Annotated in this window: 20 protein-coding genes; 10 read left to right on the forward strand and 10 right to left on the reverse strand. The window is 54.8% G+C overall.

Annotation, left to right across the window (positions count from 1 at the left end; genetic code table 11):
• The first annotated feature begins 4 nt into the window (after nt 1-4).
• On the forward strand, nt 5-2,086 hold the full coding sequence (gene thyX, locus XM38_RS16730) for an FAD-dependent thymidylate synthase (RefSeq protein WP_080806688.1): 2,082 nt from the start codon (nt 5-7) through the stop codon (nt 2,084-2,086).
• Here thyX and XM38_RS16735 read toward each other — a convergent pair.
• Entirely contained in the window at nt 2,075-2,635 is a 561-nt protein-coding gene (locus XM38_RS16735) for a hypothetical protein (RefSeq protein WP_202978907.1), read from the reverse strand. The two genes, thyX and XM38_RS16735, sit on opposite strands and share 12 nt — an antisense overlap.
• 693 nt (nt 2,636-3,328) lie before the next feature.
• Here XM38_RS16735 and XM38_RS16740 point away from each other — a divergent pair.
• From XM38_RS16740 to XM38_RS16765, 6 genes are all read left to right on the forward strand, one after another.
• Nucleotides 3,329-3,715, forward strand: coding sequence for a response regulator (locus XM38_RS16740; protein WP_080806686.1), 387 nt, complete (start codon nt 3,329-3,331; stop codon nt 3,713-3,715).
• A 713-nt stretch (nt 3,716-4,428) separates the two neighbouring features.
• Complete coding sequence (gene rpoD / locus XM38_RS16745) at nt 4,429-5,547, forward strand: RNA polymerase sigma factor RpoD (protein ID WP_080806684.1); 1,119 nt, start codon at nt 4,429-4,431, stop codon at nt 5,545-5,547.
• A gap of 227 nt (nt 5,548-5,774) precedes the next feature.
• A complete protein-coding gene (gene lexA / locus XM38_RS16750) occupies nt 5,775-6,392 on the forward strand; it encodes a transcriptional repressor LexA (RefSeq protein ID WP_080806682.1) in 618 nt (205 codons plus the stop codon).
• A 316-nt stretch (nt 6,393-6,708) separates the two neighbouring features.
• Nucleotides 6,709-8,445 carry a DUF3352 domain-containing protein gene (locus tag XM38_RS16755; RefSeq protein WP_080806679.1) on the forward strand — a complete coding sequence of 579 codons (1,737 nt, stop codon included), beginning with the start codon at nt 6,709-6,711 and terminating at the stop codon, nt 8,443-8,445.
• 45 nt (nt 8,446-8,490) lie between these two features.
• On the forward strand, nt 8,491-9,540 hold the full coding sequence (locus XM38_RS16760; protein ID WP_088430470.1) for a glycerate kinase: 1,050 nt from the start codon (nt 8,491-8,493) through the stop codon (nt 9,538-9,540).
• 149 nt (nt 9,541-9,689) lie between these two features.
• Nucleotides 9,690-10,019 (forward strand): STAS domain-containing protein, encoded by a 330-nt coding sequence (locus tag XM38_RS16765; protein WP_080806677.1) that lies wholly within the window; start codon nt 9,690-9,692, stop codon nt 10,017-10,019.
• 19 nt (nt 10,020-10,038) lie between these two features.
• Here XM38_RS16765 and XM38_RS16770 read toward each other — a convergent pair whose 3' ends face one another.
• Entirely contained in the window at nt 10,039-11,166 is a 1,128-nt protein-coding gene (locus XM38_RS16770; RefSeq protein WP_080806675.1) for a PP2C family protein-serine/threonine phosphatase, read from the reverse strand.
• Nucleotide 11,167: 1 nt separating this feature from the next.
• Nucleotides 11,168-12,580 (reverse strand): amidohydrolase, encoded by a 1,413-nt coding sequence (locus XM38_RS16775; RefSeq protein ID WP_225889337.1) that lies wholly within the window; start codon nt 12,578-12,580, stop codon nt 11,168-11,170.
• Between the two features lie 314 nt (nt 12,581-12,894).
• Between XM38_RS16775 and XM38_RS16780 the strand changes: the two genes are divergently transcribed.
• A complete protein-coding gene (locus XM38_RS16780) occupies nt 12,895-14,538 on the forward strand; it encodes a CocE/NonD family hydrolase (RefSeq protein WP_225889338.1) in 1,644 nt (547 codons plus the stop codon).
• Here the strand turns inward: XM38_RS16780 and hisB are convergent.
• Together hisB and aroB are read right to left on the reverse strand one after the other, a co-directional pair.
• Nucleotides 14,535-15,185 (reverse strand): imidazoleglycerol-phosphate dehydratase HisB, encoded by a 651-nt coding sequence (gene hisB / locus XM38_RS16785; RefSeq protein ID WP_088430474.1) that lies wholly within the window; start codon nt 15,183-15,185, stop codon nt 14,535-14,537. The two genes, XM38_RS16780 and hisB, sit on opposite strands and share 4 nt — an antisense overlap.
• Before the next feature lie 37 nt (nt 15,186-15,222).
• Nucleotides 15,223-16,335, reverse strand: a complete 1,113-nt coding sequence (gene aroB, locus XM38_RS16790; protein ID WP_080806671.1) for a 3-dehydroquinate synthase — start codon at nt 16,333-16,335, stop codon at nt 15,223-15,225.
• Between the two features lie 113 nt (nt 16,336-16,448).
• Between aroB and petL the strand changes: the two genes are divergently transcribed.
• Entirely contained in the window at nt 16,449-16,541 is a 93-nt protein-coding gene (petL, locus tag XM38_RS16795; RefSeq protein ID WP_080806669.1) for a cytochrome b6-f complex subunit PetL, read from the forward strand.
• On the opposite strand, the gene XM38_RS16800 is transcribed toward petL, so the two are convergent.
• The 3 genes from XM38_RS16800 to XM38_RS16810 all read right to left on the reverse strand — a co-directional run bounded on the left by XM38_RS16800 (nt 16,528) and on the right by XM38_RS16810 (nt 20,854).
• The gene (locus tag XM38_RS16800) at nt 16,528-17,787 is read right to left on the reverse strand and encodes an O-antigen ligase family protein (protein ID WP_187329443.1); all 1,260 of its coding nucleotides are present in this window, start codon (nt 17,785-17,787) and stop codon (nt 16,528-16,530) included. The two genes, petL and XM38_RS16800, sit on opposite strands and share 14 nt — an antisense overlap.
• 59 nt (nt 17,788-17,846) lie before the next feature.
• The gene (locus XM38_RS16805; RefSeq protein ID WP_080806666.1) at nt 17,847-19,769 is read right to left on the reverse strand and encodes a polysaccharide biosynthesis protein; all 1,923 of its coding nucleotides are present in this window, start codon (nt 19,767-19,769) and stop codon (nt 17,847-17,849) included.
• 89 nt (nt 19,770-19,858) lie between these two features.
• Nucleotides 19,859-20,854 carry an MraY family glycosyltransferase gene (locus XM38_RS16810; protein ID WP_080806664.1) on the reverse strand — a complete coding sequence of 332 codons (996 nt, stop codon included), beginning with the start codon at nt 20,852-20,854 and terminating at the stop codon, nt 19,859-19,861.
• 111 nt (nt 20,855-20,965) lie between these two features.
• On the opposite strand from XM38_RS16810, the gene XM38_RS16815 reads away from it, so the two are divergent.
• Nucleotides 20,966-21,763 carry a Uma2 family endonuclease gene (locus tag XM38_RS16815; RefSeq protein ID WP_080806661.1) on the forward strand — a complete coding sequence of 266 codons (798 nt, stop codon included), beginning with the start codon at nt 20,966-20,968 and terminating at the stop codon, nt 21,761-21,763.
• Nucleotides 21,764-21,822: 59 nt separating this feature from the next.
• Here the strand turns inward: XM38_RS16815 and XM38_RS16820 are convergent, their stop codons facing one another.
• Together XM38_RS16820 and uvrC are read right to left on the reverse strand one after the other, a co-directional pair.
• Complete coding sequence (locus XM38_RS16820) at nt 21,823-22,029, reverse strand: hypothetical protein (protein ID WP_080806659.1); 207 nt, start codon at nt 22,027-22,029, stop codon at nt 21,823-21,825.
• Nucleotides 22,030-22,124: 95 nt separating this feature from the next.
• Complete coding sequence (gene uvrC, locus XM38_RS16825) at nt 22,125-24,008, reverse strand: excinuclease ABC subunit UvrC (protein WP_088430476.1); 1,884 nt, start codon at nt 24,006-24,008, stop codon at nt 22,125-22,127.
• Nucleotides 24,009-24,108: the final 100 nt, after the last annotated feature.

Here is a 24,108-nt window from a genome sequence, read left to right on the forward strand (position 1 = left end):
TGCCATGGATCGCTTCACCGTCGAAGTCATCTCCCAAACCTCCAATCCGCAGCAGGTCATTTATGCGGCCATGCACCAAGACTACGCCGAAGGCTTCGTGACCCATGAGCGGGAGCAATGGCCCAGCGAAGAGCGCTGCGGTGCGATCATTATTAATCACCTGCTAAAAGGGGGACGAGGCCATTACGGTCCCCTAGAGCATCCCCAAATTGTGCTCAATATCGGTTGGTTCCCCCACTCCACCATGCAGCAGATACGGACCCATCGGGTGGGCGTCAGTTTCGATGTTCAGTGTCTGGCTGGAGATACCGAAGTGACCTTTGTTAAGGCCTCCGGGGAGTTGAGAAAGATTCAAATTGCCGAGCTGCATGACCTGTGGACCAATGGGGAGAAAGCTATTCGTGAACGTAAGATTAGAGGCCGTAACGGTGAGCCTCCGGGACAATATCGTCGCGATTGCAAAAAGCGTCTCAAAGCCATGCGCCTACGCCTCTTGAATGAAGCAACCAGCCATTTTGAGACTGGTCATATTCGGGACATCATGTGTAGCGGCCTCCAACCGATCTATCGGATGACCTTTGAGGATGGCAGAACCCTAGACTGCACGACAAATCATCGTTTACTAACCACTGAAGGTTGGCAAACCATGAGGAAGGCGATTGGATTAGAAACTGCTCCGGATGGCGAAGTTTTAGCAATGACTCGACAGTGTAGAGTCATTTCAAATGGCATCGTTGCGGCAGGTAAAGGAATTTATCGTGATAAGACCTGGCTGGCTCGACATATTGAACTGGGACTGTCAACTAAAGAAATTGCTAATCTGGCGGAATGCTCAGAGACAGCGGTCAGAGATTGGGCAAAACGACTGGGGCTTGAACTCAACCAAAGAGATACCCGATTTCAGGAGGGCCAAAAGCCCTGGAATTACAATCCCAATGCTCTATATAGAGACAAGCAATGGCTGGAAAAGCAGCTGCAGCAGGGCTTACCCGTTGATCAAATAGCTCAAGCTGCTGATTGCTCGATAGAAGCAATCAAAAAGTGGGTTTATCAATATGGGCTGTCGTTAAACAAGCGACCAACGCCTTTTCAAAAAGGAGAGCCCCCCTGGAATAAAGGAAAGCCTGGGTATCAGCTGAATTTATCGCCTGAAAGCCTTAAAAAGCGTAGAGAAAATGCTGCTTGTTATACTAAGCGAGGGCCTGAATCAAATTTTTGGAAGGGGGGTACCTCTGACCAGCGAGAACTGATTGGAGCCTGGACGCGGCAAAATGCTCCCCAAGTCCATGAGAAGTTCAACTATATTTGCCAGAGATGCGGTTGCAGGGGAGGAGAGCTTCAAGCCTATCACCTAGTGCCTGTGTTTGCTGATAAGTCGCTGGCTTATGAATTTGAAAACCTGGTCAGCCTTTGTAAGAGCTGTCATGAAAACATTCACCACAATCACTTAGAGATTGAATTTGCTGAAAATTTCCAGCCAATAACTAAACCTACCGATTGGCAGCCCAAACCCAAACCTCTGGGGCGAAAGCTAAGAGCCCATCCACTCAAAGTCATTGGCGTCGAGTATTTGGGGTTTCAAATGACCTACGATCTGGAGGTCGAAGGTCCCTGGCATAATTTTGTCGCAAATGGTTTAGTCGTTCATAATTCCTTCCGCTATACAGGTAAGCGTATCCTCGACGTGGTTGAAGGCAAGCGGGATGTGGAAGATGTGTTCTACCTGCGGCCTGTGGGCAGCTACAGTGACCGCCAGGGTAAAAAGTATGACTACACCGCTGACCAGCGGCAGCAAGATCTGGAGTGGTGTTTAGAGGCCAGCCGTCGCTACCAGCAGCGGATCGAGGCTGGGTTTGCCGAAGAACATGCCCGCGGCTTAATTCCTTTTGATATTCGCCAGCACTGGGTGATGTCGGCCAATGTGCGATCGCTAATGCATTTACTGGACCTACGCTGGAAGGGCGATGCCCAACTTGAGGCCCAGAAACTCTGTGAAGCAATCTGGCCCCATTTTCAGGCCTGGGTACCGGCCATTGCCACCTGGTACGAAGATAGCCGCCTCAAGAAAGCCCGCCTAGCTCCCTGAACTCACGGGGGTAGCCTTGGCCACCGAGCCGTTGCCGGGTCCGAGGGTGAGCTCGAGGGCTTGGTTTTGGGCATAGGCTTTCACAGCCTGGCGGTAGACCCGCTCATTGCTAGGCAGATCGACGAGTTGCCCTTGGTAGTCGAAGCTGAAAGCATACTCGACGGATTTTAGTAATTGTGGATCGGTGCGCTTTTCCCGAGGTTTTTGTCGGGCTTCTAGGTCATCGACTGTAGGACGGGGCGGTAAAGCTGGCCACCACAGTCCCTGATCATCAGGTCCCGTGACCGCCGCCGCCGGTTCTAGACCGTTGCGATTCACTAGAGTATTGCTGGCGAAGGTTTCTCGCCGGATACGCCGCTCCCGATCGAAATTTTCCCGGGCGTATTCTACCTGCCAGGTATAGACCACCGTGGCAGTGGCGGTGTAGTCCTCAACGGTGACGGTGTCTCCAACCGCCAGACGATGGCAACCACTGCTGCCGGTTAATAACCAAGGGAGCACGGTAACTCCCAGCAGTAGGGAGTAACGACGAGGATGATAAGACATCATTATCTGCCATCGGCATTGCTGGATGGATACAGCATTTCCTGGCCGGGTGAGGTAAAGACCACGTACCACTTCCTGCATTTCAAGGGCTTCATGGCTATCTGTGTACCTCACTAGCTTCAGAAACGCTGTAGTTAAGTTACTCATCTTAAGAGACAACTCAAAGAGATTATTAGAAATCCTTTCGCTAGCGCAACGACTGCTTACAATCAATGGATACATCCGGGGATACATCCGGGGATACATCCGGGGATACCCATCCGGGGATTGACTTGAGGATGCGATCGCACCCTTTAGATACTTCGTTGAGAATTCAGGAGGGTTAAGCGCTAAATCGTAAAGCTTTATTTCAAAACATTACAGCCTATGATTTCCAGCTGTAATTCCTCACTAAGCGTCATCTTCTTTAAGGTTGTGACCTGATCAGGTCGCAGCATTGCCATTGCCTGTGATCTAATAGCTGATGCAGCTTGACACACCTCCTAGGGCAAAGCTAGCCCAACATCGAGCAGTAATCTGTGGGTCAGCGTCAGAACTAGGCTTGGCCAAGGCATGACATTGTTATCCGGGTGATCAGGCATTGATTGAACGGTCGTCTTAATCCGCTGCCTATGCTCATTACTTATGCTCATTACTTGAGTGATTTAACCGGCTTCAAGCCGCATTTACCTAAGATTGTTACCATGGCCATTCCCGATGAAATTCTCCCAAGCATACATCCTGGTTCTAGATTCTTCCCGGCGTGATACTCAAGCCATTTATACCCTGTTAAAACAACTGCGCTGTCCAGTGTTTGTGGCCGAAACGATCGACCAAGCCGTTGCTAAAGCCAAGCAATGCTCTCCCTATCTAGTCATCCTGAGGGGAGACTATCAAGAGGGTGCTCCTGGCCTCATAGAACAACTGCGGCAAACCATGCAGGCAGCTGAGGTAACCATTGTGGCTTTAACTGAATCTAGCAAGCCGAGTTGGGGAGATCACATAGAGCAACTGGGGCTTGATGGTGTCTTTGTCGAACCCCTCAACGGCGATGTCCTCAACCTATTGGTGGATTCAGCCATGGCTAAACAAGCCTATGCTTAGAGCTAGCGTTAACGTGCCTGGATGAATTACTCATGCAGGTGGCCCCTCAACATCTCCATGTGGCGGTAATCATTTACTCGTCCTGAGACAACTGCAGTGAGGGGAGTTCGGTGATGGGGGCGGCTCATTTGAAGGCCGTTTCCAGGGCAAACAGCATCAACTCCAAGACTGACTCAGGCCTCAGCCAATCCCCAGTATTGCTTCAGTTCCCAAGAGGATACGTTAGGATCAGGTGTCGATAGACTGTATCCAGAGGCGATCTGACTGACATCTCCTGCCTTGTCCCCCTTGTGGCAGTAGGGCTACGGACAGTAGGGCTACGTCATTAAGGTAGACAAGAAGGCACGGCAAGATGGGGCTCACCCTATAAGCAGGCATTCCCTATGGATGTTGCAAAATCCGCATTTAGGAAGATTGACGTTACAGTGGTGCATCGTTTGTCGGAGAGGCTACAATCGGGGAAGCCTTTAGTCGCTGCTATCGATAGAGCGTTACTGCTCAATCCGACGAAGGCAGTCCCAAGGCTAGCATTGCGGCCTACCCACAGGAACTTGCCTCCTCAATAGTGAGCTTGACCGGCGTCACCCAGCTGATAGACCCATCTCATCCATGAGTGTGCCTAGCAGTATGGAGATCAGCAAGATTCACCTTGGTTTGCAGTGCTAACGTGTACGAAGGTTTGATTTGAATTAGAGGAGCACTAGGAACGCGGCATGACCCAAGCGAATGACCTACTCGGAAAACTTGAGCCTAGTAATGAACTAGATGTCCTGATTGAACCGGATAGTAATGCTGGTTTTGACGCTCAAGAAGAAGAGGAACAGGGCAAAGCGGCCAAAGGGAAAACGAGCCGCCGTCGTGGCACCAGCCCAGATAAAAAGAAGCACTATACCGAAGATTCTATTCGTCTTTACCTGCAAGAAATTGGTCGCATCCGACTGCTGCGTGCGGAAGAAGAGATTGAGCTGGCTCGAAAAATTGCCGATTTGCTTGAATTAGAGCGGATCCGCGATGATCTCGTCGATAGCTTGGAGCGTGAGCCTCGAGATGATGAGTGGGCCGAAGCTGTGGATATGGCCTTGCCTGCCTTCCGTCGTCGCCTGCATCAGGGTCGTCGCGCTAAAGACAAAATGGTGCAGTCTAATTTGCGCTTGGTAGTGTCCATCGCCAAGAAATACATGAACCGCGGTCTGTCCTTCCAAGATCTGATTCAGGAAGGGAGTTTAGGCTTGATTCGGGCGGCTGAGAAGTTTGACCACGAAAAGGGGTACAAGTTTTCTACCTATGCAACCTGGTGGATCCGTCAGGCCATTACCCGTGCGATCGCAGATCAGTCCCGCACCATTCGACTCCCTGTCCATCTATACGAAACCATTTCCCGCATCAAGAAAACCACCAAACTCTTATCCCAAGAGCTAGGGCGTAAGCCGACCGAAGAAGAAATCGCCACTCGCATGGAAATGACCATCGAGAAATTGCGATTCATTGCCAAATCGGCCCAACTCCCCATCTCTCTGGAAACCCCCATCGGTAAAGAAGAAGATTCTCGTCTGGGTGACTTTATTGAATCTGATGGGGAAACCCCAGAGGATGAAGTCTCCAAGAGTTTGTTACGGGAAGATCTCGAGAGTGTCCTTGGCACTCTCAGCCCTCGGGAGCGCGATGTTCTACGGCTGCGCTATGGGCTCGATGACGGTCGTATGAAGACGTTGGAAGAAATCGGTCAGATCTTCAACGTGACTCGGGAGCGCATTCGGCAGATCGAAGCCAAGGCCCTACGCAAGCTACGCCATCCCAACCGTAATAGCATCCTGAAGGAATATATTCGCTAGGCTCAACCGGCCCAGGCCAGCCCCAGCCGCAGTGCCCTCGGTAGCGACTTCAGGGCTGGCCTGACCAAAGATTAAATAGACGTCAATAGTTATGGCCAACTGGTGTGCTAGGGCTTGATCCCTCAAGCTCCTATTCAACCAGGATAAAAAAATGTGCAGTTCAGTAGACAGATAGCCAGCTGTTTTGGTACGGTTGTTCTGATGGTTATGCGGTATGCATTTCTCCCATGGAACCCCTCACTGCAGCCCAGCAAGAGCTATACGACTGGTTGGTAGATTACATTCGCCAACATCAGCACTCCCCCTCGATTCGGCAAATGATGCGAGCCATGGGGCTCAATTCCCCTGCACCGGTTCAGAGTCGTCTTGATCATCTCAAAAGAAAGGGATACATCGACTGGACCGAAGGAAAAGCCCGCACTATCCGTATCTTACATGCAGCCCGTGGTGTGCCAATCATGGGAACCATTGCCGCGGGTTTTGTCCACGATGTCTTTACAGACATTGTTGAGCGTCTAGACCTATCAGGGCTTCCCCTAAAACCCAGCGACTACGCCCTGAAAGTGACTGGTGACAGTATGATTGGAGCCCAGATTTGTGACGGTGATATCGTGATCATGCGTCCCGTCTCCGATCCCCAGTCTGTGCGAGATGGCACTATCGTGGCAGCTCGGGTTGAGAGTGGGACCACACTGAAATCCCTGCATCGTCAAGGGCGTGACGTGCAGCTCAAGCCTGCAAACCCAGACTATCCAGTGATGAAATTTCCGGCAGAGCAGGTCGATATCCAAGGTCGTCTTATTGGAGTCTGGCGAGGTATCGATGCCTCCTTGCTGGGAGCTTAATGCGGCTGAGACTGAACCTTGGGGGTCAATGTCCTCGCCTTACAAATCTTAATCCTCACAAGTTTTAACAATTTCTTGGCCAAGCATGGCTTGGTAGGGGAACCTGCGGTAATACACTAACACTTAGCGCTAGCCTCCAAGAGAGTTCGTGGGACGGCCATTAAATGGCCTAATCTTAGTGAACTTCTCGCGGTACCGCTGGCCTAGAGCACAGGCTGAGATCACTCTAGAATCTCATTCAGACTATTCGAACCGCTGTTAAGGGTAGTCGTATCTGCAGTGCTGATATGCCCCTGTACCATCATTCTTGGTCTTGATGAAATTTCGTACGTTTCTTACGGGTCTGCTAGCCATCACCTTGGTGATATTCATAGTAGGCGTGGGTGGCTTTATTGGATTGACCGCCCAGAGTCCTCTAGGGTTGCTGCGGGGAAGCTCCCAATTACAACCGACAGCTGCTCTCTTTGTGCCCAAACAGGCACCTTTGATGGTCTCCCTTCTGACCCGGCCAGAACGGTTGACCGATCTATGGCGGCTCTTAGCCAATCCAGGACAACGGAGGCAGGTCAAGGCCGAAATAGCCCGCTTAGAGACTAGCCTGTTGGCCAATACAGGGCTCTCCTACGAACAAGATATTCGACCTTGGCTAGGCCAAGAAATTACCTTTGCGGTCACCACTGCCGACCTAGACCGTAACCCAGACAATAGTCAACAGCCCGGATATCTGTTGGTTTTGAGCAGCGAAAACGGCCGGCAAGCCCGGGAATTTCTGCAGCTATTCTGGCAAAAACGGGCAGTTGCCGGTGAATCATTAGTATTTGAACAATTCTCAGGCAGCCAGTTAGTCTATGGTCGCCGCGATCCCAGTGATTCCGAGCAGGTTGCCCTGGCCAGTGCTACGGTAGGCGACCGCTTTGTGCTCTTGGCCAATACCCCAGAGGTCTTGAAACAGTCGCTGACCACAGTCCAAGCCCGAGATCTTAGCCTCCAGAACGACGGTGATTACCGGCAAGGCTTACAACAATTACCGAATAATCGAATTGGGGTCGTGTTTTCCCATCTACCTCAGGGGTTAGCGTGGTTGGGCCTCCTGTCAGAACCAGCCGCTGCGCTACCCGCGGCTTTTGAAGGCATGGCCAGTGGTGCGGATCGGGTGCTGATGACAGTACAACTAACTCGCCAAGGACTATTGGCCCATACGGCCCTATTGGCAGCAGCTGGGCAGCAGATTATGGCCCAGGCAGCCGTCTCTCCCAAGAGAATGAATGCACTGCAACTTTTGCCTGCAGATACTCCCTTGGCAGCGGTTTCAGCACAACTGGATCATCTCTGGAGCACCCTATCCCATAGTCTCGAGCGGTACGACTTAGCTGAGGGGGCCATCCAGTCTTTTCTAAACAATGCGCAGACTAACCTGGGCATAAACAATGTGGCGGAGGTCTTTTTGAACTGGGTAACTGGTGAATACGCGGTAGGGCTTTGGCCTAGTCAGGAATCGACCAAAACAGACTGGATCTTCATAGCCGAGCATCAATCGGAGACGACTGCTGCCATTGAGGCCTTGGATGCTCTGGCCCGTCAGCAGGGGTTGAGTGTGGGGCCAGTTCAGTTAGAAGACCAATCAGTGTCTGCCTGGACACGGTTAGCCGTGGAATCTGGGACTGACGTGAGATCACCACAGTTTCAAGTGAACACTGAGGTAGCTGGACTCCATGCTACTGTGGATGGCTATGAGGTATTGGCCACTTCAGTAGATGCGATGTATGCGGCCCTAAGGACGTCCCGGCCATCTCTAGCAGACTCAGACCACTGGCAGCAAAGTATCACGCCGTTATCCGAGCCCAGTCAGGGTGTTCTCTACCTAGACTGGCCATCCCTAAAGACACCATTACAGAACAGATTTCCAGGCTTACGATTAGGGGCACGACTGGCCCGGCCATTGTCTGATCATCTACAAAGCATTGCTGTCAGCGGCTATGGCTGTAATGGTAAAGGTGCTTCTAAGACTCAGTGCTCTGTTTACCGGGGGGATATCTTTGTCCACCTGCATTGAGATCTTGGCTGCCGATTCGAAGCACAGTACATGCAATAAGTAACTATGGATCAGCCCTCGTCTATCCTCACCCGTTGGCTAGCGGGCGCCTCCCCTACTGATGCTGACTGGCAGGCATTGATGGCTACGGAATTGGCTGACCAGCGCCGAGCCAATGCCTGGGGAATTCGAGACGATACGGTTCGTTCAGCACTGCGGCGGCGGTGGCACTTATTACAGCAACTAGCCCTTGAACATAGGCAAATTCCAGTTCCCCATGGCTCCCTGACTGATCTATTGCCTTGGCTCTGGTTCCTGTGGTTACCATTGACCCTGTGGTTGGTGGAGGCTAGGCAGCGACTGAACCGTCCTTTGATTCAAGGGATCTTGGGCGGACAGGGCAGTGGCAAAACGACTCTAACGCGAGTCTTGCAGCAGCTGTTAACGCTAGTGGGGCAACATGGGGTCACCCTATCTATAGATGATTTATACAAAACCTATGCTGACCGTCAGATTTTGCGCCAACAGGATCCCCGGCTGATTTGGCGTGGTCCCCCAGGCACTCATGATATTGAGTTAGGGCTGCGAACATTGCAGCAGTTGCGTCAGGCACCTCCAGATGCAGCGATTCCCATCCCACGGTTTGATAAATCGGCCCATGGAGGTGAAGGCGATCGCATCTCTCCGGAATGGGTGAGTCAGGTGGATATCGTGCTCTTTGAAGGCTGGTTTGTGGGAGCGCGTCCCGTTGACCCAGCCCAGATTGCCACAGCCCCTTGGCCTATTGAGACAGAGGCTGATCGTCAATTTGCCGCGGATATGAACCAACGCCTGAGGGATTACTTACCGCTTTGGGAGCAGTTGGATCAGTTAATGGTGCTCTATCCAGAAGATTATCGCCTTAGCCAGCAGTGGCGTCGCCAAGCAGAACAAGCCATGAAGGCGGATGGTAAATCAGGGATGGCAGATGACACCGTTGACCAGTTCGTAGAGTACTTTTGGCGGGCGTTGCATCCGGCCCTGTTTATCGAGCCGCTATGTCATCGTCGGGAGTGGGTCGATTTAGTGGTTGAAATTCGTGCGGATCGAACTTTGAAGGCAGTGTATGCTCCCTAGAGGGAAGGAATAATGTCCCTTTGATAGGCTGGAAATGACCTGGTGGAACTGGCAATGGCAATGTTAACTAGGTTTCTCTGAATCGATGGCTCCAGAGGTCGGACTGGACGTAGACATTCTTCTTTAATTTTTGCAGTGGTGAGTTCAGTATGAGTTCAACGGTAAGTGTCCTGCAACCCAGTGGCATTTTAGACAGTACCAAAGTCGAATCGTTTCGACAGCAGGTAGAGGAAGCCTTAGCAGCCGGGGCAGACATTGTTCTGGTAGATCTGCAAGATATATCCTTTATCGATAGTTCTGGGTTAGGGGCCTTGGTAGTGGTCTTAAAGAAGGTGCGAGCCGTAGATCGGCGTATGTACATCTGTTCGGTCAATGACCAAGTGCGTATGTTGTTTGAATTGACCAGTATGGACCAGGTATTTAGTGTATTGGCCGATCGGGCCGAGTTTGAGGCTAAGGTCCTCAATGCGGCCGAGTAGGTTGGCCTCTTCTGTTGGCCTAGTCTAAGTTGAGCATGAGTAACGAGAGATCATCGGCAAGAGGGGCGCGATCTTTCTGCTGTCGCACGGCTGTGATGATGTCATCAATGTTCTGGTGCCTTGGTGTTGTAGCCAGGAGATCGATAAAGGTGGACAATCCGGTCGCTTGCGTATCTTCTGCGGTTTCATAGATGCCGTCACTGAACAGGTAGAGGGCGCTGTGGGGGGGAATCACGCAGCGCTTCCACTGGTAAGAGGTATCTGGCAGCATGCCGATGGGTAGGCCGGGGGTGCGTAGTTGGTCGATCTGAGGGCCTTTTTCAGTAATCGATATCAGAATCGCCGGCGGGTGACCAGCACTGGCGTAGAGCAGTTGGCGGTTGGCTTGGTTGTAAACGCCATACCAGATAGTGAAGTACTTCTCGTTTTGATCGCTCATCTGGAAGGTTTCGTTTAGGGCCTGTAAAACTTTCTCGGGGCGATAGAAGTTGACGTCGGGTAACGATTGCGATCGCAACACGTTGAGCACCGACGTCGACAACAGAGCCGAGCCCAAACCGTGGCCTGAGACATCCAGCAGATAGACCACCAGGTAATCTGGATCTAGCCAATAATAGTCATAGCAATCACCTCCCAGCTGTCGAGACGGCAGAAAGCGAGCCTGAATCGGTAGCTTTGTGGTTTGATCGGGAGGCAGTAGCGATCGCACATAGGTTTCAGCTTCAGCCAATTCTGCTTCCAATTGTTGCTTCTGCTGCTGTAGATCTCGCGTCAGGTGATGCAATCGCAACCCAGCCCGCACCCGTGCCTTTAACTCATTGATATCGACGGGTTTTGTCAGCAAATCATCCGCCCCCATCTCTAGGCCCTTAATCCGGTCGGTAATGCTATCACGGCCGGTCAACATCAATAGAAAGGTGGTCGAGAGGAGCGGGTCTTCCTTGATTACCCGACAGACCGTAATGCCGTCGATCTCACCGGGTAGCCTCCAATTACAAACGATCAGGGCTGGCTGTAATTGTTGCGCCTGGGTCACCCCATCGTGACCAGTCGTCGCCACAGAAACCTCATAGTCAAGATTTCTGAGCACGTGGCTGATCAACTGTTGGGTGACGCTATCGCCGTCAATAATCAGAATTCGAGGCATACTACAATCCCATCACCGCTCGATATTGAGCCTCTAGGGCAGGCTCGACCGTCGCGACTGGCCTGATCAAAGCAGGAGCCTGGTCTCGCAACGCCTGATGTAATGTGGTTAAGTCGATGGTGGTTAACTGCCCCTGGGCAATCACTTGGCGGCCGCTGACCCAAGCACTGTGGACTACCTGGCTGGGGCGTCCCCTCACTAGCAGCCCTAAGGGATCTGTGTGAGGAAGCAGGGACGCTTGATTCAAGTCGTACAGCACCAGATCGGCCTGCTTACCTACCGCCAATGTACCCAGCTGGTCCGCCATCGCTAATCCCTTAGCCCCTCCCAAGGCTGCCATGTCAATTGCATTGTAAGGGGTGAGCCAGTGACGGTACTCAAAGGTTGTCGTGTTGTGCAGCAATGCTCCCAGCTTAACCGCCTCTAGCAAGTCCTGGCCATCGTTACTACAGGCCCCATCGCAGCCAATGGCCACATTCACCCCTGCTTGTCGGTAGGCCAGAATCGGAGCGATGCCACTGCCTAGGCGCAAGTTACTCAGGGGATTATGAACTACCGTAGACTGAGTTCTAGCCAGAATAGACCAGTCGTCCTCCTGCAGCCAAACTCCATGGGCTAGAGACGTTTGGGCTCCCAGGAACCCAAGCTCATTGAGGTGGGCAACGGCACTACCACCATATTTCTCTTGGGCCAGTAGGGATTGAGCCTTGGTTTCTAGCAGATGGGTATGGCGTCGCAGCTGGTGCCGTTCACTGAGGGCACAACAGCCCTCGAAGAGAGCATCCGATACCTGTTGAAAGCCCGTAGGCGCCACCATGATATAGATACCTTCCGCGGGGCAATGGAATTGGTCAACCGCAGCCTGTAAGAGTGCCAAGACAGCCTTAGTATCCATCACCTCCCCTGGAGCCGAGACCCCTGTGCCGCCGGGAACCCCCTCCTTAAACGGGCGATCTTGTACTAATGGTCCCACAAAGGCGCGAATGCCGGTCTCCCGATAGGCTCTCACTGCCGCGGCAATGGTTTCTAACTCTTGTCCTGGCGTCAAGATCAGGTGATCCACCACCGTCGTTCCCCCTGATAACAGGGTCTCTGCAGCCGTCCACAACGCACTCAAGTAAACTTGCTCGGGGGTTAAGGGCGGCAGTTGGTAGAGGATATTGAGCCAGAGTTCCAAAGGCAAAGGCGGAATCAGGCCCCGATACCACATTTCTGGGGAATGGGTATGGGCGTTGACTAACCCAGGCAGCCCTAATTTACCAGTGCCATCGATCCAAGTCGCGGCGGTAGGAATGTGCTTTCCCAAGGCCATAATTCGTCCCTGGGCCATGGTTAGATCGGTGGTCTCGTATCCTCTGGGAGTCGGCAGAATCAGATTTCGAATGGCGATTGGGGAAGGAAAGTGATCCGTCACGAGGCAAGGTCCTAACTGTGCACCCTGATTTACTCAGGGTAGCGCTTCGATGAGTCTGAGGGTGACCACTCTCTGGGATCGCCTTCGGCATAGGCAGGCTGTCTTCCCAGAGGGCGGGGGCGAGTCTAGGCATTGGCCTGAGGTCAACCTACTGGATAGGAGAGAGCTTTGAGATGCCCTGCTCGATGGCGACTAGCCCGTCGCAGCCAGGGGCTTAGGCCAAGAGAGGGTGAGACAATACCTGCAATCCGTGCCTGCAATAGTAATGTCAACCCATGACCGCTGACAGATACCAGACTGCTGCTCCGATCACGATGTCCTTACAGACCTCCGACGGGTGTCGCCTCGATGCGGATGTTTATTATCCGCTGGCAGCAGGTCCCTTCCCGGTCTTGTTGATGCGACAACCCTATGGCCGCGCCATTGCCTCTACGGTGGTCTATGGCCATCCCAGCTGGTACGCCGGCCATGGCTATATCGTGGTGATTCAAGATGTGCGGGGCCGGGGGACATCAACTGGTGACTTCCGCCTCTTTGCCCACGAAGGTCGGGATGGTCTGGAGACGGTAGAGTGGGCGGCTAATTTGCCCCAGAGCAATGGCCGCGTCGGCATGTATGGATTTTCCTACCAGGGCATGACTCAACTCTATGCGGCGGCAGCTCGCCCCCCGGCCTTGAAGGCATTGGCTCCAGCGATGGTTGGCTATGACTTATATCGCGACTGGGCCTATGAAAATGGGGCGTTATTGTTGCAAGTGGGGTTGAGTTGGGCCCTGCAACTAGCGGCTGACACTGCTCGCTTACAGGGCAGGGAAGCTGACTATCAGCGGCTCTATGCGGCGGCCCATGATCTGCCTCTGACTAAGGCTAGGCCCGCCTGTCCCCAAGTGTTGGCGGAGTTGGCTCCAGAGTCATTCTTCCATGAGTGGCTGGCCCATCGCCAACGGGATGATTACTGGCAAGCACTACAGCCGCATCTCAAGGATGTTGATCTCCCCATGCTCCACGTGGGGGGATGGTTTGATCCCTATCTGCGGGGAAATCTGCGGCTATACCGAGAGATGGTGGCCCGCAGTGGCCATCTCCAGCACCTCTGGATTGGTCCCTGGGGCCATATCCCTTGGAGCCGTCGGGTCGGGGCCCTCGACTTGGGCCCGGCGGCGGAGAGTCCCATCGACCGGCTGCAGTTGCGTTGGTTCGATCACTGGCTGAAGGGAGAGGATAGTGGGCTGCTGCAGGACTCACCGGTGAACCTATTTGAAATGGGGAGTAATCGCTGGCGAGGCTGCCAAGGTTGGCCTCTGGCCCGGGAGCGGCAGTACCGTTGGGTTAGTACGGGGCTAGCCAGTGTGCGGCAAGACGATGGCCAGTTGCGATGGTCAAAGACCGGCCCTGCAGGGCCATCGCACGTTCCTGACCATGGGGAAGTCCCCCCACTAGCAGAAGACATTTTGGTCCATGATCCTTGGCGACCGGTTCCGTCTCTGGGCGGCCATGCCAGCGTCCCCGCCGGTCCCTTCGATCGAGCCGTCATTGACTGCCGCAGTGATGTGTTAACTTACACCACCGAGCCCCTGCTAGAGGCGATGCAGCTGCTGGGCCAGGGCAGGCTCAAGGTCACCTGTGCCGCCGATGCCCCCAGCTTTGACCTCTGTGCCGTGGTCTCTCAAGTCTATCCCGATAGTCGAGTGATGCATCTAACCCAGGGCTATGGCCGTTTCGAGACATCTCAGCGGCAGGTTAGGGAGTTGCCGTTACACCCCGTCTCTGTGTCTATCCCAGCCGGTCATGCCCTGCGGCTGAGTCTCAGTGCCGCCTGTTTCCCAGCCTACGCGGTGAATCCTGGCACGGGGACGGCACCAGGACAGGCTCGGCCGCTGGAAGCCCGAGTGATTACGGTCACCGTCTGGGGAGGAGAGGCGTCTGCACTATGCCTGCCAATCGGCGGTGAAGCTTAAAGTACCCCTTTGGAACTGGGAATTTGATCGGCGCGGCGGGGATCGACTTCAGCGGCCATGCGCAGGGAGCGGGCGAAGGCCTTGAAGGTGGCCTCAATGATGTGGTGAGAATTGAGGCCATCCAGTTGGCGAATGTGCAGGGTCATCTGGCTGTGGTTAACCACGGCCACGAAAAACTCTCGCACCAGCTGCGTATCGTAGCTGCCGACTCGCTGGGTGGGAATGTCCAGACCATAGCTGAGATGAGGCCGGCCAGAGAAATCCAGCGCCACCTGAATCAGGGCTTCGTCCAGGGGGGCGAGAAAGTGGCCGAAGCGGACAATGCCCTTGCGATCGCCTAGGGCCTGTTTAAAAGCCATGCCCAGGGTAATGCCGACATCTTCATTGGTGTGGTGATCGTCAATGTCTAAATCGCCGCTGGCCCGTACTTCCAGGTCGAATAGGCCGTGGGAGGCCAGCTGATGCAGCATGTGGTCTAGAAAGGGGATGCCGGTGGCGGCCACACACTGGCCGCTGCCATCGATGGTAAGGCTGATGGTCACGTCGGTTTCACCGGTTTGGCGGTGGACCGTAGCCCTGCGGGTTAGCGGCTGGGAGGAGGGGGGCGTGGGGACTGCTACGTCGTTGCGGCGATCGAATGTCTGCATAGGACCAGAAACAGAGCCAAAGTCCTATCCTAGCGTCTTAAGCCGCCATGGCCGCGAGCACCGATCGAATCAACGGCTCACTGACAGCGTCGGTGGTGTCTGCCTGGCCGATGCCCTTAGGCAACACGAAGCGAACCCGGCCGTCCTGGACCTTTTTGTCGGTACTCAACAGGGCCACGATGTCATCGCTGGCTAACCCGGCGGGAATTTGGGTGGGCAAGGCCGCCTTCACTAGTAACTGGTGTTGTCGGTCAGCCTCAGCCTGATCCCACCAGCCCAGCTGAGTTGCGATCGCAGCGGCGGCCACCATACCGATGGCCACTGCCTCACCATGGTTGATGCCCCGGTACTGCATCAAGCTTTCGATGGCATGACCAATGGTGTGACCGTAGTTGAGGATGGCCCGCAGTCCCGCTTCCTTCTCATCTTGGGCTACTACATCGGCCTTGGCCTGACAGGAACGCTGCAAGATCAGCTGCAGTAACTCTGGTGGCAGGTAGCGCACCTGATCCAGGCGCTGGGCCGCTTCTAAGCCCTCAAATAACTCACCGTCCCAAATCACCCCATATTTGATTATCTCGGCCATGGCTGCCCGGAATTCCCGAGCCGGCAAGGTCTTCAGCACCTCAGGATCGATCACCACCAACCGGGGTTGGTGAAAGGCGCCGATCAGATTTTTGCCTTGCGGATGGTTGACGCCGGTCTTACCGCCGATGGCGGCATCGACCATAGCCAGCAGAGACGTCGGCACCTGCACCACGGCGATGCCTCGCAGCCAAGTGGCCGCGGCAAAGCCGGTCATATCGCCGATGACACCACCCCCTAGGGCCACCATGGCCGATCCCCGTTCTAGCCGGTGAGCCAGGGCAGCATCGTAGATCTTTTGAACCGACCGCAGCGTCTTGTAGCGTTCGCCAGCGGGCAGGACACAATGGCTGACCCGATAGCCGGCCTGCTGCAGAGAGTCCAGCACCCGCTGGCCATAGTGGCGGAATACCGTTGGATTAGAGACCACCAGGACTTTCTGCCCTGATTTCAGCAGGGGAGGCTCTGCCGCTGCTAGCCAGGCCCCCAGATGATCGAGTCCTGCGGGCGCTACCACAATATCGTAGGCTGCCTGGGGCAGCGGCACAGAAATGATAGCCTTCATCGCCGAATCCTTCACTCGCCATCTTTCAGCCTACACTGCAGATCAACAGGGATTTGGCGGCGGTGACATGATTCAATAGAAACGAATATACCGATGTACTCTAAGGAGCATCTATGGCAGCGGTTAGCTTTGTGATTCTCTTGGCAGCAGCAACAGGACTGGCCTTGGGCCTCTACTTTGGTCTCAAAGCAGTTAAGTTAATTTAGATAAGTTAGAGGACAGGAGGTGGCCTAGCCTTGGTATTGCATAGAGCACTGCTAGGCTCACCCAACCCAGAGCATTAATCCGGGGGTCAAATAGCGTGACGTCTGCTCCCGAGAATAGGGTAGTGCCCAGAAACGCTAGACCATAGCCAGTAATCAGTGCCCGATGCTGGGCAGGGTATGCCTGATTGATCCAGCTGGCAAGACTGCCATAGCACATGCGACCCACGATACCCGTGAACAGCACCGTGGCCGGGATCCCCACTTCAGCCGCCAGCATCAGCCAGAGGTTATGGGGATGGCCAAAGGAGCTGTAGCCGGCAATGCTACCCGGCACATACAGCAACTTATAGTTGCCTAACCCCACGCCCCAGAGAGGAGCCTGGGTAATCATCTCTAGGGCTAGGCGCCATAGATCCAGGCGAATGGGATCCACTAGGAGCTCCCAGCTGAGTTGACGCCCGCCGATGCCGAACAGGACAGCACTGGATGCGATCGCAACTAGCCCTAATCCTCCCATCAACAGTAGCCAGCGTTGGCGGCGGGCGGCTATGACGACCAACAACAGCTGCACCATGGCCACCCAATAACTATTGCGGGAGCCGGCATACACCAGAGCCGCCAGAATCAACATCAGGCTAGTCAGAACCAGTGGCAAGCGGTAGGCAGGTTGAGGCAGTCTGCGATGGCAATGATCCAGCGTTTGCCAGAGCATGCCCAGGGTGATGCCCAAGGCGATTACCAGATAATTGGCCAAGATATTGGGGTTATCGAACACGGCATAGATGCGATGACCACTGATCTCACCGATGTATAGCCAATCCAGCAGGGGATAGGCCGAGAGATCTCTGAACGAGGTGTAGCGCTTGACCAGAAACTCCCCCAGGGCAATGGTGGTCACGGGGATGCTGCCCCAAGTCATGGCTAAGGCCCAGCGCTCTAGCCACAACCAAGGTCGCGGAGTCATGGTGATCACCTGCACGATTACCCCCCAGAGGACGAAAAACGGTAAGAAATGGACCAGCTGTAGCCAGGCTTCTTGGCGATGCACGGCCAGAGCCGAACTGAGCAGCAGCAAGCCCCCCAGCCCCAGCCAGCCCTGACGGTACAGCGCCGCCACCACGGCCTGCCACTGCCAGGCGACTCCCACCAATAACACCATCAAGAGCCCCGCCAAACCGGGGAATACTGCCCAGGGCAGGATTCCCAGAGTGACCCCGACCACCATCGCCAACAACCGTTTAGACACGCTATCAATGAAATCCTCTCGTTGAGAGAGACACGATAAGGGCAGGAGGCGTCGTGTCTCTATTGGGACGGGGAGATGACCCATGGCTGCATGCCCTGCTCCAATTGCAGCAAACAACGCTGACAGGCCTGCCACAGTGCCTGTTCTTGCCCTTCCTTGGCAGCGACCAAGGCCTGGAGTTCCCGCAGTACCCCCTGGGCCTGATAATCTGCCATACCATTCTTAACCACCATAATTTTGGGATGGTCTGTGGTGGTCAGGCACTCATGGGGATTGACCAAGGCTTCATGGAGTTTTTCTCCCGGCCTCAGACCGACAAATTGAATGGGAATATCGACATCGGGGATACAGCCAGCCAGATGAATCATCTGCACGGCTAGGTCTACAATCTTGACCGGATTTCCCATATCCAGGACCAAAATTTGGCCCGATTCTCCCACCGCCAGACTCTGAACCACCAGGCGAGACGCCTCGGGAATGGTCATGAAGTAGCGCGTCATCTTGGGATGGGTGACGGTCACCGGTCCGCCCCGAGCGATTTGTTCTTTAAATAGGGGCACTACGCTGCCCCGACTACCCAGTACATTGCCGAACCGCACCGTCAGAAACCGAGTCGGGCTATGGGTGGCATAGGCCTGCAGCAACAATTCCGCTAGGCGCTTGCTGAGTCCCATGAAGTTGGAGGGAGTCACCGCCTTGTCGGTGGAAATCAATACGAAGGTCTTTATCCCGAATTGGCTGGATAATTGGGCTAATCGGGCCGATGCGATCGCATTATTATCGATGGCTTCGGTGGGGTTGGCCTGCATCAAGGGCACATGCTTGTGAGCTGCGGCATGAAACACTAAATCAGGCCGCCAGGTGTGGAAGACGCTGGCCATGCGGTGGTGATGCCGAATATCGGCAATGATCGGGGCCAGGGCCAGCTCAGGGAAATCTGCCCGCAGTTCCCGCTCGATGTGGAAAATGCTGTTTTCCCCTCGCCCCAGCAATAACAGCAACTTGGGCCGTAGCCGCGCCAACTGACGACACAGCTCTGAGCCGATGGTGCCTCCGGCGCCGGTGACTAGAACAACCTGACCGTGCACCTGGTCATGGGCTGAGGGAATCGGGGGGCATAGCTGCTCCGAAAAATTGAGATACACCTCAGGGCGCCCCAGAATATCGGTGATTTGGAGATCTCGAGCCTGGGGAATCAACTGTTTATCCTGGAGGATCTCAGCTGGCCCTGGTAGGGTCTTGAGAGTGAGGCCGCTGCGATTCACTTGATGCACCAATTGCCGCAGTCTGGCAGCCGGGGCCGAGGGCATCGATAAAATGATTTGCTCTACCTGTAGGCCCCTAGCAATGGAGACCAATCGAGAGGTATCTCCTAAGACCTTAACCCCTTCTACCTTACGACCCTGTTTGGTGGGATCATCATCGATAAACCCGACCACCTCGATCTGCAGGCTGCGATTCTGGCGAGATTCCAGCACCATCTGAGCCCCGGCAAACCCGGCCCCCACCAGTAATACCCGTCGGGATGCTCCCGATTCCAGACATTGCCTCGGTCGTCGGCGTCGTAGGGACCAGCGGCGGCAGTAGCGCAGCGCCCCCATACCCATGAGGCAAAAACACCAATCGATGGTACTCACGCCCAAGGGAATACCCGGCACGGCAATAACGCGGGGCAGCAACAATCGAGTCACCACTAAGACCAATAAGGAGTAAAAGGTGATGCCGTTGAAGAGGGTCAGGGCATCCTTGAAGCCAAATAGGCGCCAGATTTGCTGATAGGTGCCAAAGCCCGCCTGAATCGCCAGACGCCCCGGAATTGCGACTAGGGGTAACACCCAGGCCAGATCGTCGTGGCTGCTGGGGATATCGGCCTCAAACCGGAGCAAAAATGCCAGACTACAGGCCAACCAGGCAACCGTACCGTCTAAACATAGCTGTCCCAGTCGATATACGGAGGGAAACTGAAGACGTTTAGTGACCACGACTGCCCCCGACTCGCTGAAATAGTTTCATGGCTAAGCTTACTCCCCTACCGAGTCCCCTGACTATCTCGGGATAGCTACCATGACGATTACCCCTGTAGGGAGGTGCGTGGGTCTTGTTGTTGGGATAAATGCCATTCGCCTAGGGCGATAGCGGCGAAGCTTAGGCCTAGGCTCAGTAAGCTGCCCCAGCCTGGCAGGCTGTAAATCAATAGTGCGATCGCACCAGTGAGGCCTCCATAGGTTGCGGCAACCTGGCCATGGGACCAGCCTCGCTGCTTCAGGCGCTGATAGAGGTGAAACCGATGGGCCTGGAAAATATTCTCTCGGCGCCACAGCCGACGACAGAGGGTATAGATGGCATCTGCAGTGATCGGCAGGGTAATGGCCAGGGCCCTCCAGGCTAGGTCAAGGCTGGGCGCTTGCAACAATGCGATCGCACAGGCTCCCCCCAAGACGGTACTGCCCACATCCCCCATAAATATGGCCGCTGGCGACCAATTCCAGCGCAGAAAGCCCACCAGGGCTGCCACCAATAGCCACCACACCGGCTGATTCAGATACAGCGCCAGAAAGGCAAACTGGACAGCGCTGACACTGGCGACCAGACCATCCAGGCCATCCATGAAATTGGTGAAATTTACCAAGGCCGTCATGCCTAGAATCGTCAATCCGATGGCCAGGGTCTGACCAAGTAAACCCCAGGGCGTCAACCAGGGCTGAGGAAAGGGACCAAAACTGTAGATGGCCAGGACAGCTGCCAGGAGATGAACGCCATAGCGACTGCGGGCAGATATCGTATACCAGTCGTCCAGAAACCCAATCAGAGCTAGAGGCAGCAGAACGGCTCCGATTTGCAGAAGCCCTGGGAGAGTAACCGGAAAATCAGATCGGGCCAGGGCCGCCAAACTGGTCAGGATAAAGGCGAGCATAAATCCCAAGCCGCCACCGCGGGGAGTGGGGGTTCGATGGGAACTGCGGTCATTGGGAACATCGAGCAGTTGCGCCCTAAACCAGTGGCGCATCATCGCCACCAGTCGCCAACTCACGGCGAAGCTAATCAGACTCAGAATTAGGATTACCATGGAAACCAAGAGTCACCGGTAGACAGCTCAGCTAGGGTCATCATGCCGGGAATTGTTACCCAGGGGAAGTCGTTGCGGAGAAGAAGCCGTTACGGAGAATAGGACACCATCATGGAGCTACAAGATTTTCCCTTACCGCCCCACGAAACACTCCCCACCATGTATGATCTCCCCAGCGAATTACCGGGAGAGCCGGGATTGCCGGATGAGTTCCACCGCCTCCAGGCAGATCTGCTGAGCCAGACCTGTCGTCCGGCCAACTGGCCCCTAGACCAGGTATTTACCGCCTGTGACTTAAATCTCTACTACGATCCTCACCATCCTCGCTGGTACAAGCGTCCCGACTGGTTTGTCACCCTCGGTGTTTCCCGCGCGGCTCGCCAAGAGATCCTGCGGTGGAGCTATGTGATTTGGCAGGAAGGCCGCAGTCCTAGCATTGTCATGGAACTGCTCTCCCCAGGGACCGAAGCCGAAGATCTGGGTCAAACCCTACGAGAGATCAATCAACCGCCCACCAAATGGGAAGTCTATGAGCAATTTTTGCGAATTCCCTACTACGTGGTCTACGACCGTTACCACAATCAGCTGCGGGTATTTAGACTCGAGGGATTTCGCTATCGAGAGCTAGAGCTACCCCAGCCACGCCACTGGCTGGAGGACATGGGGCTAGGGTTGGGACTCTGGCAGGGACGCTTCCAAGGGACAGAAGGATTGTGGTTACGTTGGTACGACCAGGACAACCATTGGTTACCAACAGACGCAGAACAGACTGAACAAGAACGCCAACGGGCCGAACAAGAACACCAACGGGCCGAACAAGAACACCAACGGGCCGAACAAGAACGCCAACGGGCTGAGCGCCTGGCTGAGCAACTACGGCAACTGGGAGGTGATCCCGATCGCCTCTAAATCGCCTCTAAACAGTTATCTATAGCATTCGTCTATCTGTAGAATTCGTTGGTCCGAGCTTAATAGCTCTCGTCAGTCTCAACCTTACAGAGGGCGAGTAAGTGGTCAGCCTGGTAGAGCCGATCGACGATGGCCTCTTTGATCGCCGGATTCACTCTGGGATCGGCTAAGACCCTGTAGGCCTGTTCCCGGTAGCGGGCACTGGTGATCAGATCTCCTCTGTCGAGGTGCCTGAGGTTGGACAGAATATGGCGTGGCGTGATCATGATGCGACTTGTCGTGCTGCCCCTATGATGACTGCGAAAATGTTCATAGTGAACATTTGGCAATAGAGTGTCATGCTCCGTGCCGCCATGATGTGTTAAGTCGTCGGGTGAAAGTAGTCGTAAATTTGCTGGGCCAGTTGGGGACCAATGCCGGGCACGGTGGCGAGTTGGGCTGGACTGGCTTCACGAATATAGTCAATGGAGCGGAAGGTAGCCAAGAGTTCCTTTTGGCGATGGCGGCCTAAGCCAGGAATGTCTGAGAGGCGAGATCGCCGCATGCGATCGCTTCTCTGTTGGCGGTGAAAACTGACAGCAAAGCGGTGAGCTTCGTCTCGCAGCCGACGCAGCAGCTGTACTCCCGGCTGATTGGGATCCGTGTCTAGGGGAGTAGAAACCCCAGGGGTAAAGATCTCCTCCCGCTTCTTGGCCAGACTGACAACCCGCAGATCAGACAGTAGATTCATTTGCCGTAGCACCTCCACCACCGCAGACAATTGCCCTTTGCCGCCGTCGATCATCACCAGATCGGGCCAGTCAGGATTACCAAGACGAGGTTTCTGGGGGTCAGCGGCATAGCGACGAAAGCGACGGCCCATGACTTCGGCTAGACTGGCGAAGTCATCGGAATGGCCAGCCCTGACTTCGGGATTTTTGATCTTGTAGTGACGGTAATGTTGCTTAGCCGCCATGCCATCGGTGAACACCACTTGGGAGGCCACGGCATCAGCCCCCTGCACATGGGAAATGTCATAGCCTTCGATGCGACGGGGCAGATCGGGTAAGTCCAGCATCTCGGCTAAATCCAGCAGGGCCTGAGCATTGCGATCGGCAAATCGCTGGGTACGGGCTAGTTCGTACTGGGCATTGCGCTCTACCATCTCCACCAGGCTGGCCTTACTCTGGCGTTGGGGCACCTCTAGGGTGACCTTACGGCCCCGGCGTTGGCTGAGATAATTGCCCAAAATCTCGCCATCGGGGAGGTCATGCTGGCACAGAATCACTGCCGGAATTTCCACGGCATCGACACTCTGATAGTGACTTTCCAGCACCCGTTGCAAGATATCACCGGGGCCACCTGAGTGGATATCGGCCACAAAGCCTAACCGTCCCACTAGGCGGCCAGCCCGCACCTGGAAGATTTGGACACAGGCATGGTGAGCATCGGCGGCCAATGCGATCGCATCTCGAGACACCGTGTCGTCGGGCAGGGCCACCTTTTGGTCGGCACAGAGGCGCTCTAACCCCCGAATTTGGTCTCGCAACCGGGCTGCCTGCTCAAACTTAAGCTCCGCCGCGGCGCTCTCCATCTGCTGGGTCAACATAGAGACCAGCTCTTGGGTCCGCCCCTGAAATACCATGGCTACCCGCTGTACGGTGCGATGGTACTCCTGCGAGGTAATCAGTTGCTGGCAGACACCGGGGCAGCGGCCAATGTCGTAGTTGAGACAGGGACGGTCCTTAAACAACGGCTGAGGCCGCTGTCGCAAGGGAAAGATGCGCTTCACCAGGGCTAGGGTTCTGCGCAAGAGCCCCACATCCACGTAGGGACCATAGTAGCGATCTTGACCCTTGCCCCGGCGACGCTTCCGGGTAATGAACAGACGCGGATAGGCTTCCGACCAGGTGATACAGAGGTAGGGATATTTCTTGTCATCCTTCAGCAGCACATTGAAGTGAGGCTGATGCTGCTTGACCAGATTGGCTTCCAGGGCCAGGGCCTCGGCTTCGGTATCGGTGACGATGAACTCGATGTCGACTACTTGCATCACCATCATCGCCGTGCGGGGCAGATGATGGCTCAGATCGCGGAAATAGGAGCGCACCCGCGATCGCAAACTCTTTGACTTGCCGATATAGAGAACCTGATCCTGGGCATCCTGCATGAAGTAGACCCCTGGCTCCTGAGGAATCTCCTGAAGACGGGCTTCCAGGCGTTCGGGATCGTGAATGAGCGCAGATAACTGGGCAGTAGAGGTCACAGCTACACGAAACCATGGGTAAATTCAGGATAACGGGAAATCAGACGGGATGACAGTCACGCCTTCTAAGTGTAAACACGTAGGATACACCTTTTTATGG

Origin of the sequence: Halomicronema hongdechloris C2206, assembly GCF_002075285.3 — a bacterium.
GTDB classification, from domain to species: domain Bacteria; phylum Cyanobacteriota; class Cyanobacteriia; order Phormidesmidales; family Phormidesmidaceae; genus Halomicronema_B; species Halomicronema_B hongdechloris.

What these genes read in the sequence shown, in the direction of transcription:
- XM38_RS16770 (WP_080806675.1), bottom strand. Translation starts at nt 11,166, where the DNA reads ATGCCTCGAATTCTGATTATTGACGGCGATAGCGTCACCCAACAGTTG.
- XM38_RS16735 (WP_202978907.1), bottom strand. Translation starts at nt 2,635, where the DNA reads ATGATGTCTTATCATCCTCGTCGTTACTCCCTACTGCTGGGAGTTACC.
- rpoD (WP_080806684.1), top strand. Translation starts at nt 4,429, where the DNA reads ATGACCCAAGCGAATGACCTACTCGGAAAACTTGAGCCTAGTAATGAA.
- petL (WP_080806669.1), top strand. Translation starts at nt 16,449, where the DNA reads ATGGCAGCGGTTAGCTTTGTGATTCTCTTGGCAGCAGCAACAGGACTG.
- lexA (WP_080806682.1), top strand. Translation starts at nt 5,775, where the DNA reads ATGGAACCCCTCACTGCAGCCCAGCAAGAGCTATACGACTGGTTGGTA.
- XM38_RS16765 (WP_080806677.1), top strand. Translation starts at nt 9,690, where the DNA reads ATGAGTTCAACGGTAAGTGTCCTGCAACCCAGTGGCATTTTAGACAGT.
- XM38_RS16755 (WP_080806679.1), top strand. Translation starts at nt 6,709, where the DNA reads ATGAAATTTCGTACGTTTCTTACGGGTCTGCTAGCCATCACCTTGGTG.
- hisB (WP_088430474.1), bottom strand. Translation starts at nt 15,185, where the DNA reads ATGCAGACATTCGATCGCCGCAACGACGTAGCAGTCCCCACGCCCCCC.
- XM38_RS16740 (WP_080806686.1), top strand. Translation starts at nt 3,329, where the DNA reads ATGAAATTCTCCCAAGCATACATCCTGGTTCTAGATTCTTCCCGGCGT.
- XM38_RS16780 (WP_225889338.1), top strand. Translation starts at nt 12,895, where the DNA reads ATGTCCTTACAGACCTCCGACGGGTGTCGCCTCGATGCGGATGTTTAT.
- XM38_RS16815 (WP_080806661.1), top strand. Translation starts at nt 20,966, where the DNA reads ATGGAGCTACAAGATTTTCCCTTACCGCCCCACGAAACACTCCCCACC.
- XM38_RS16820 (WP_080806659.1), bottom strand. Translation starts at nt 22,029, where the DNA reads ATGATCACGCCACGCCATATTCTGTCCAACCTCAGGCACCTCGACAGA.
- thyX (WP_080806688.1), top strand. Translation starts at nt 5, where the DNA reads ATGGATCGCTTCACCGTCGAAGTCATCTCCCAAACCTCCAATCCGCAG.
- XM38_RS16760 (WP_088430470.1), top strand. Translation starts at nt 8,491, where the DNA reads ATGGATCAGCCCTCGTCTATCCTCACCCGTTGGCTAGCGGGCGCCTCC.
- XM38_RS16810 (WP_080806664.1), bottom strand. Translation starts at nt 20,854, where the DNA reads ATGGTAATCCTAATTCTGAGTCTGATTAGCTTCGCCGTGAGTTGGCGA.
- aroB (WP_080806671.1), bottom strand. Translation starts at nt 16,335, where the DNA reads ATGAAGGCTATCATTTCTGTGCCGCTGCCCCAGGCAGCCTACGATATT.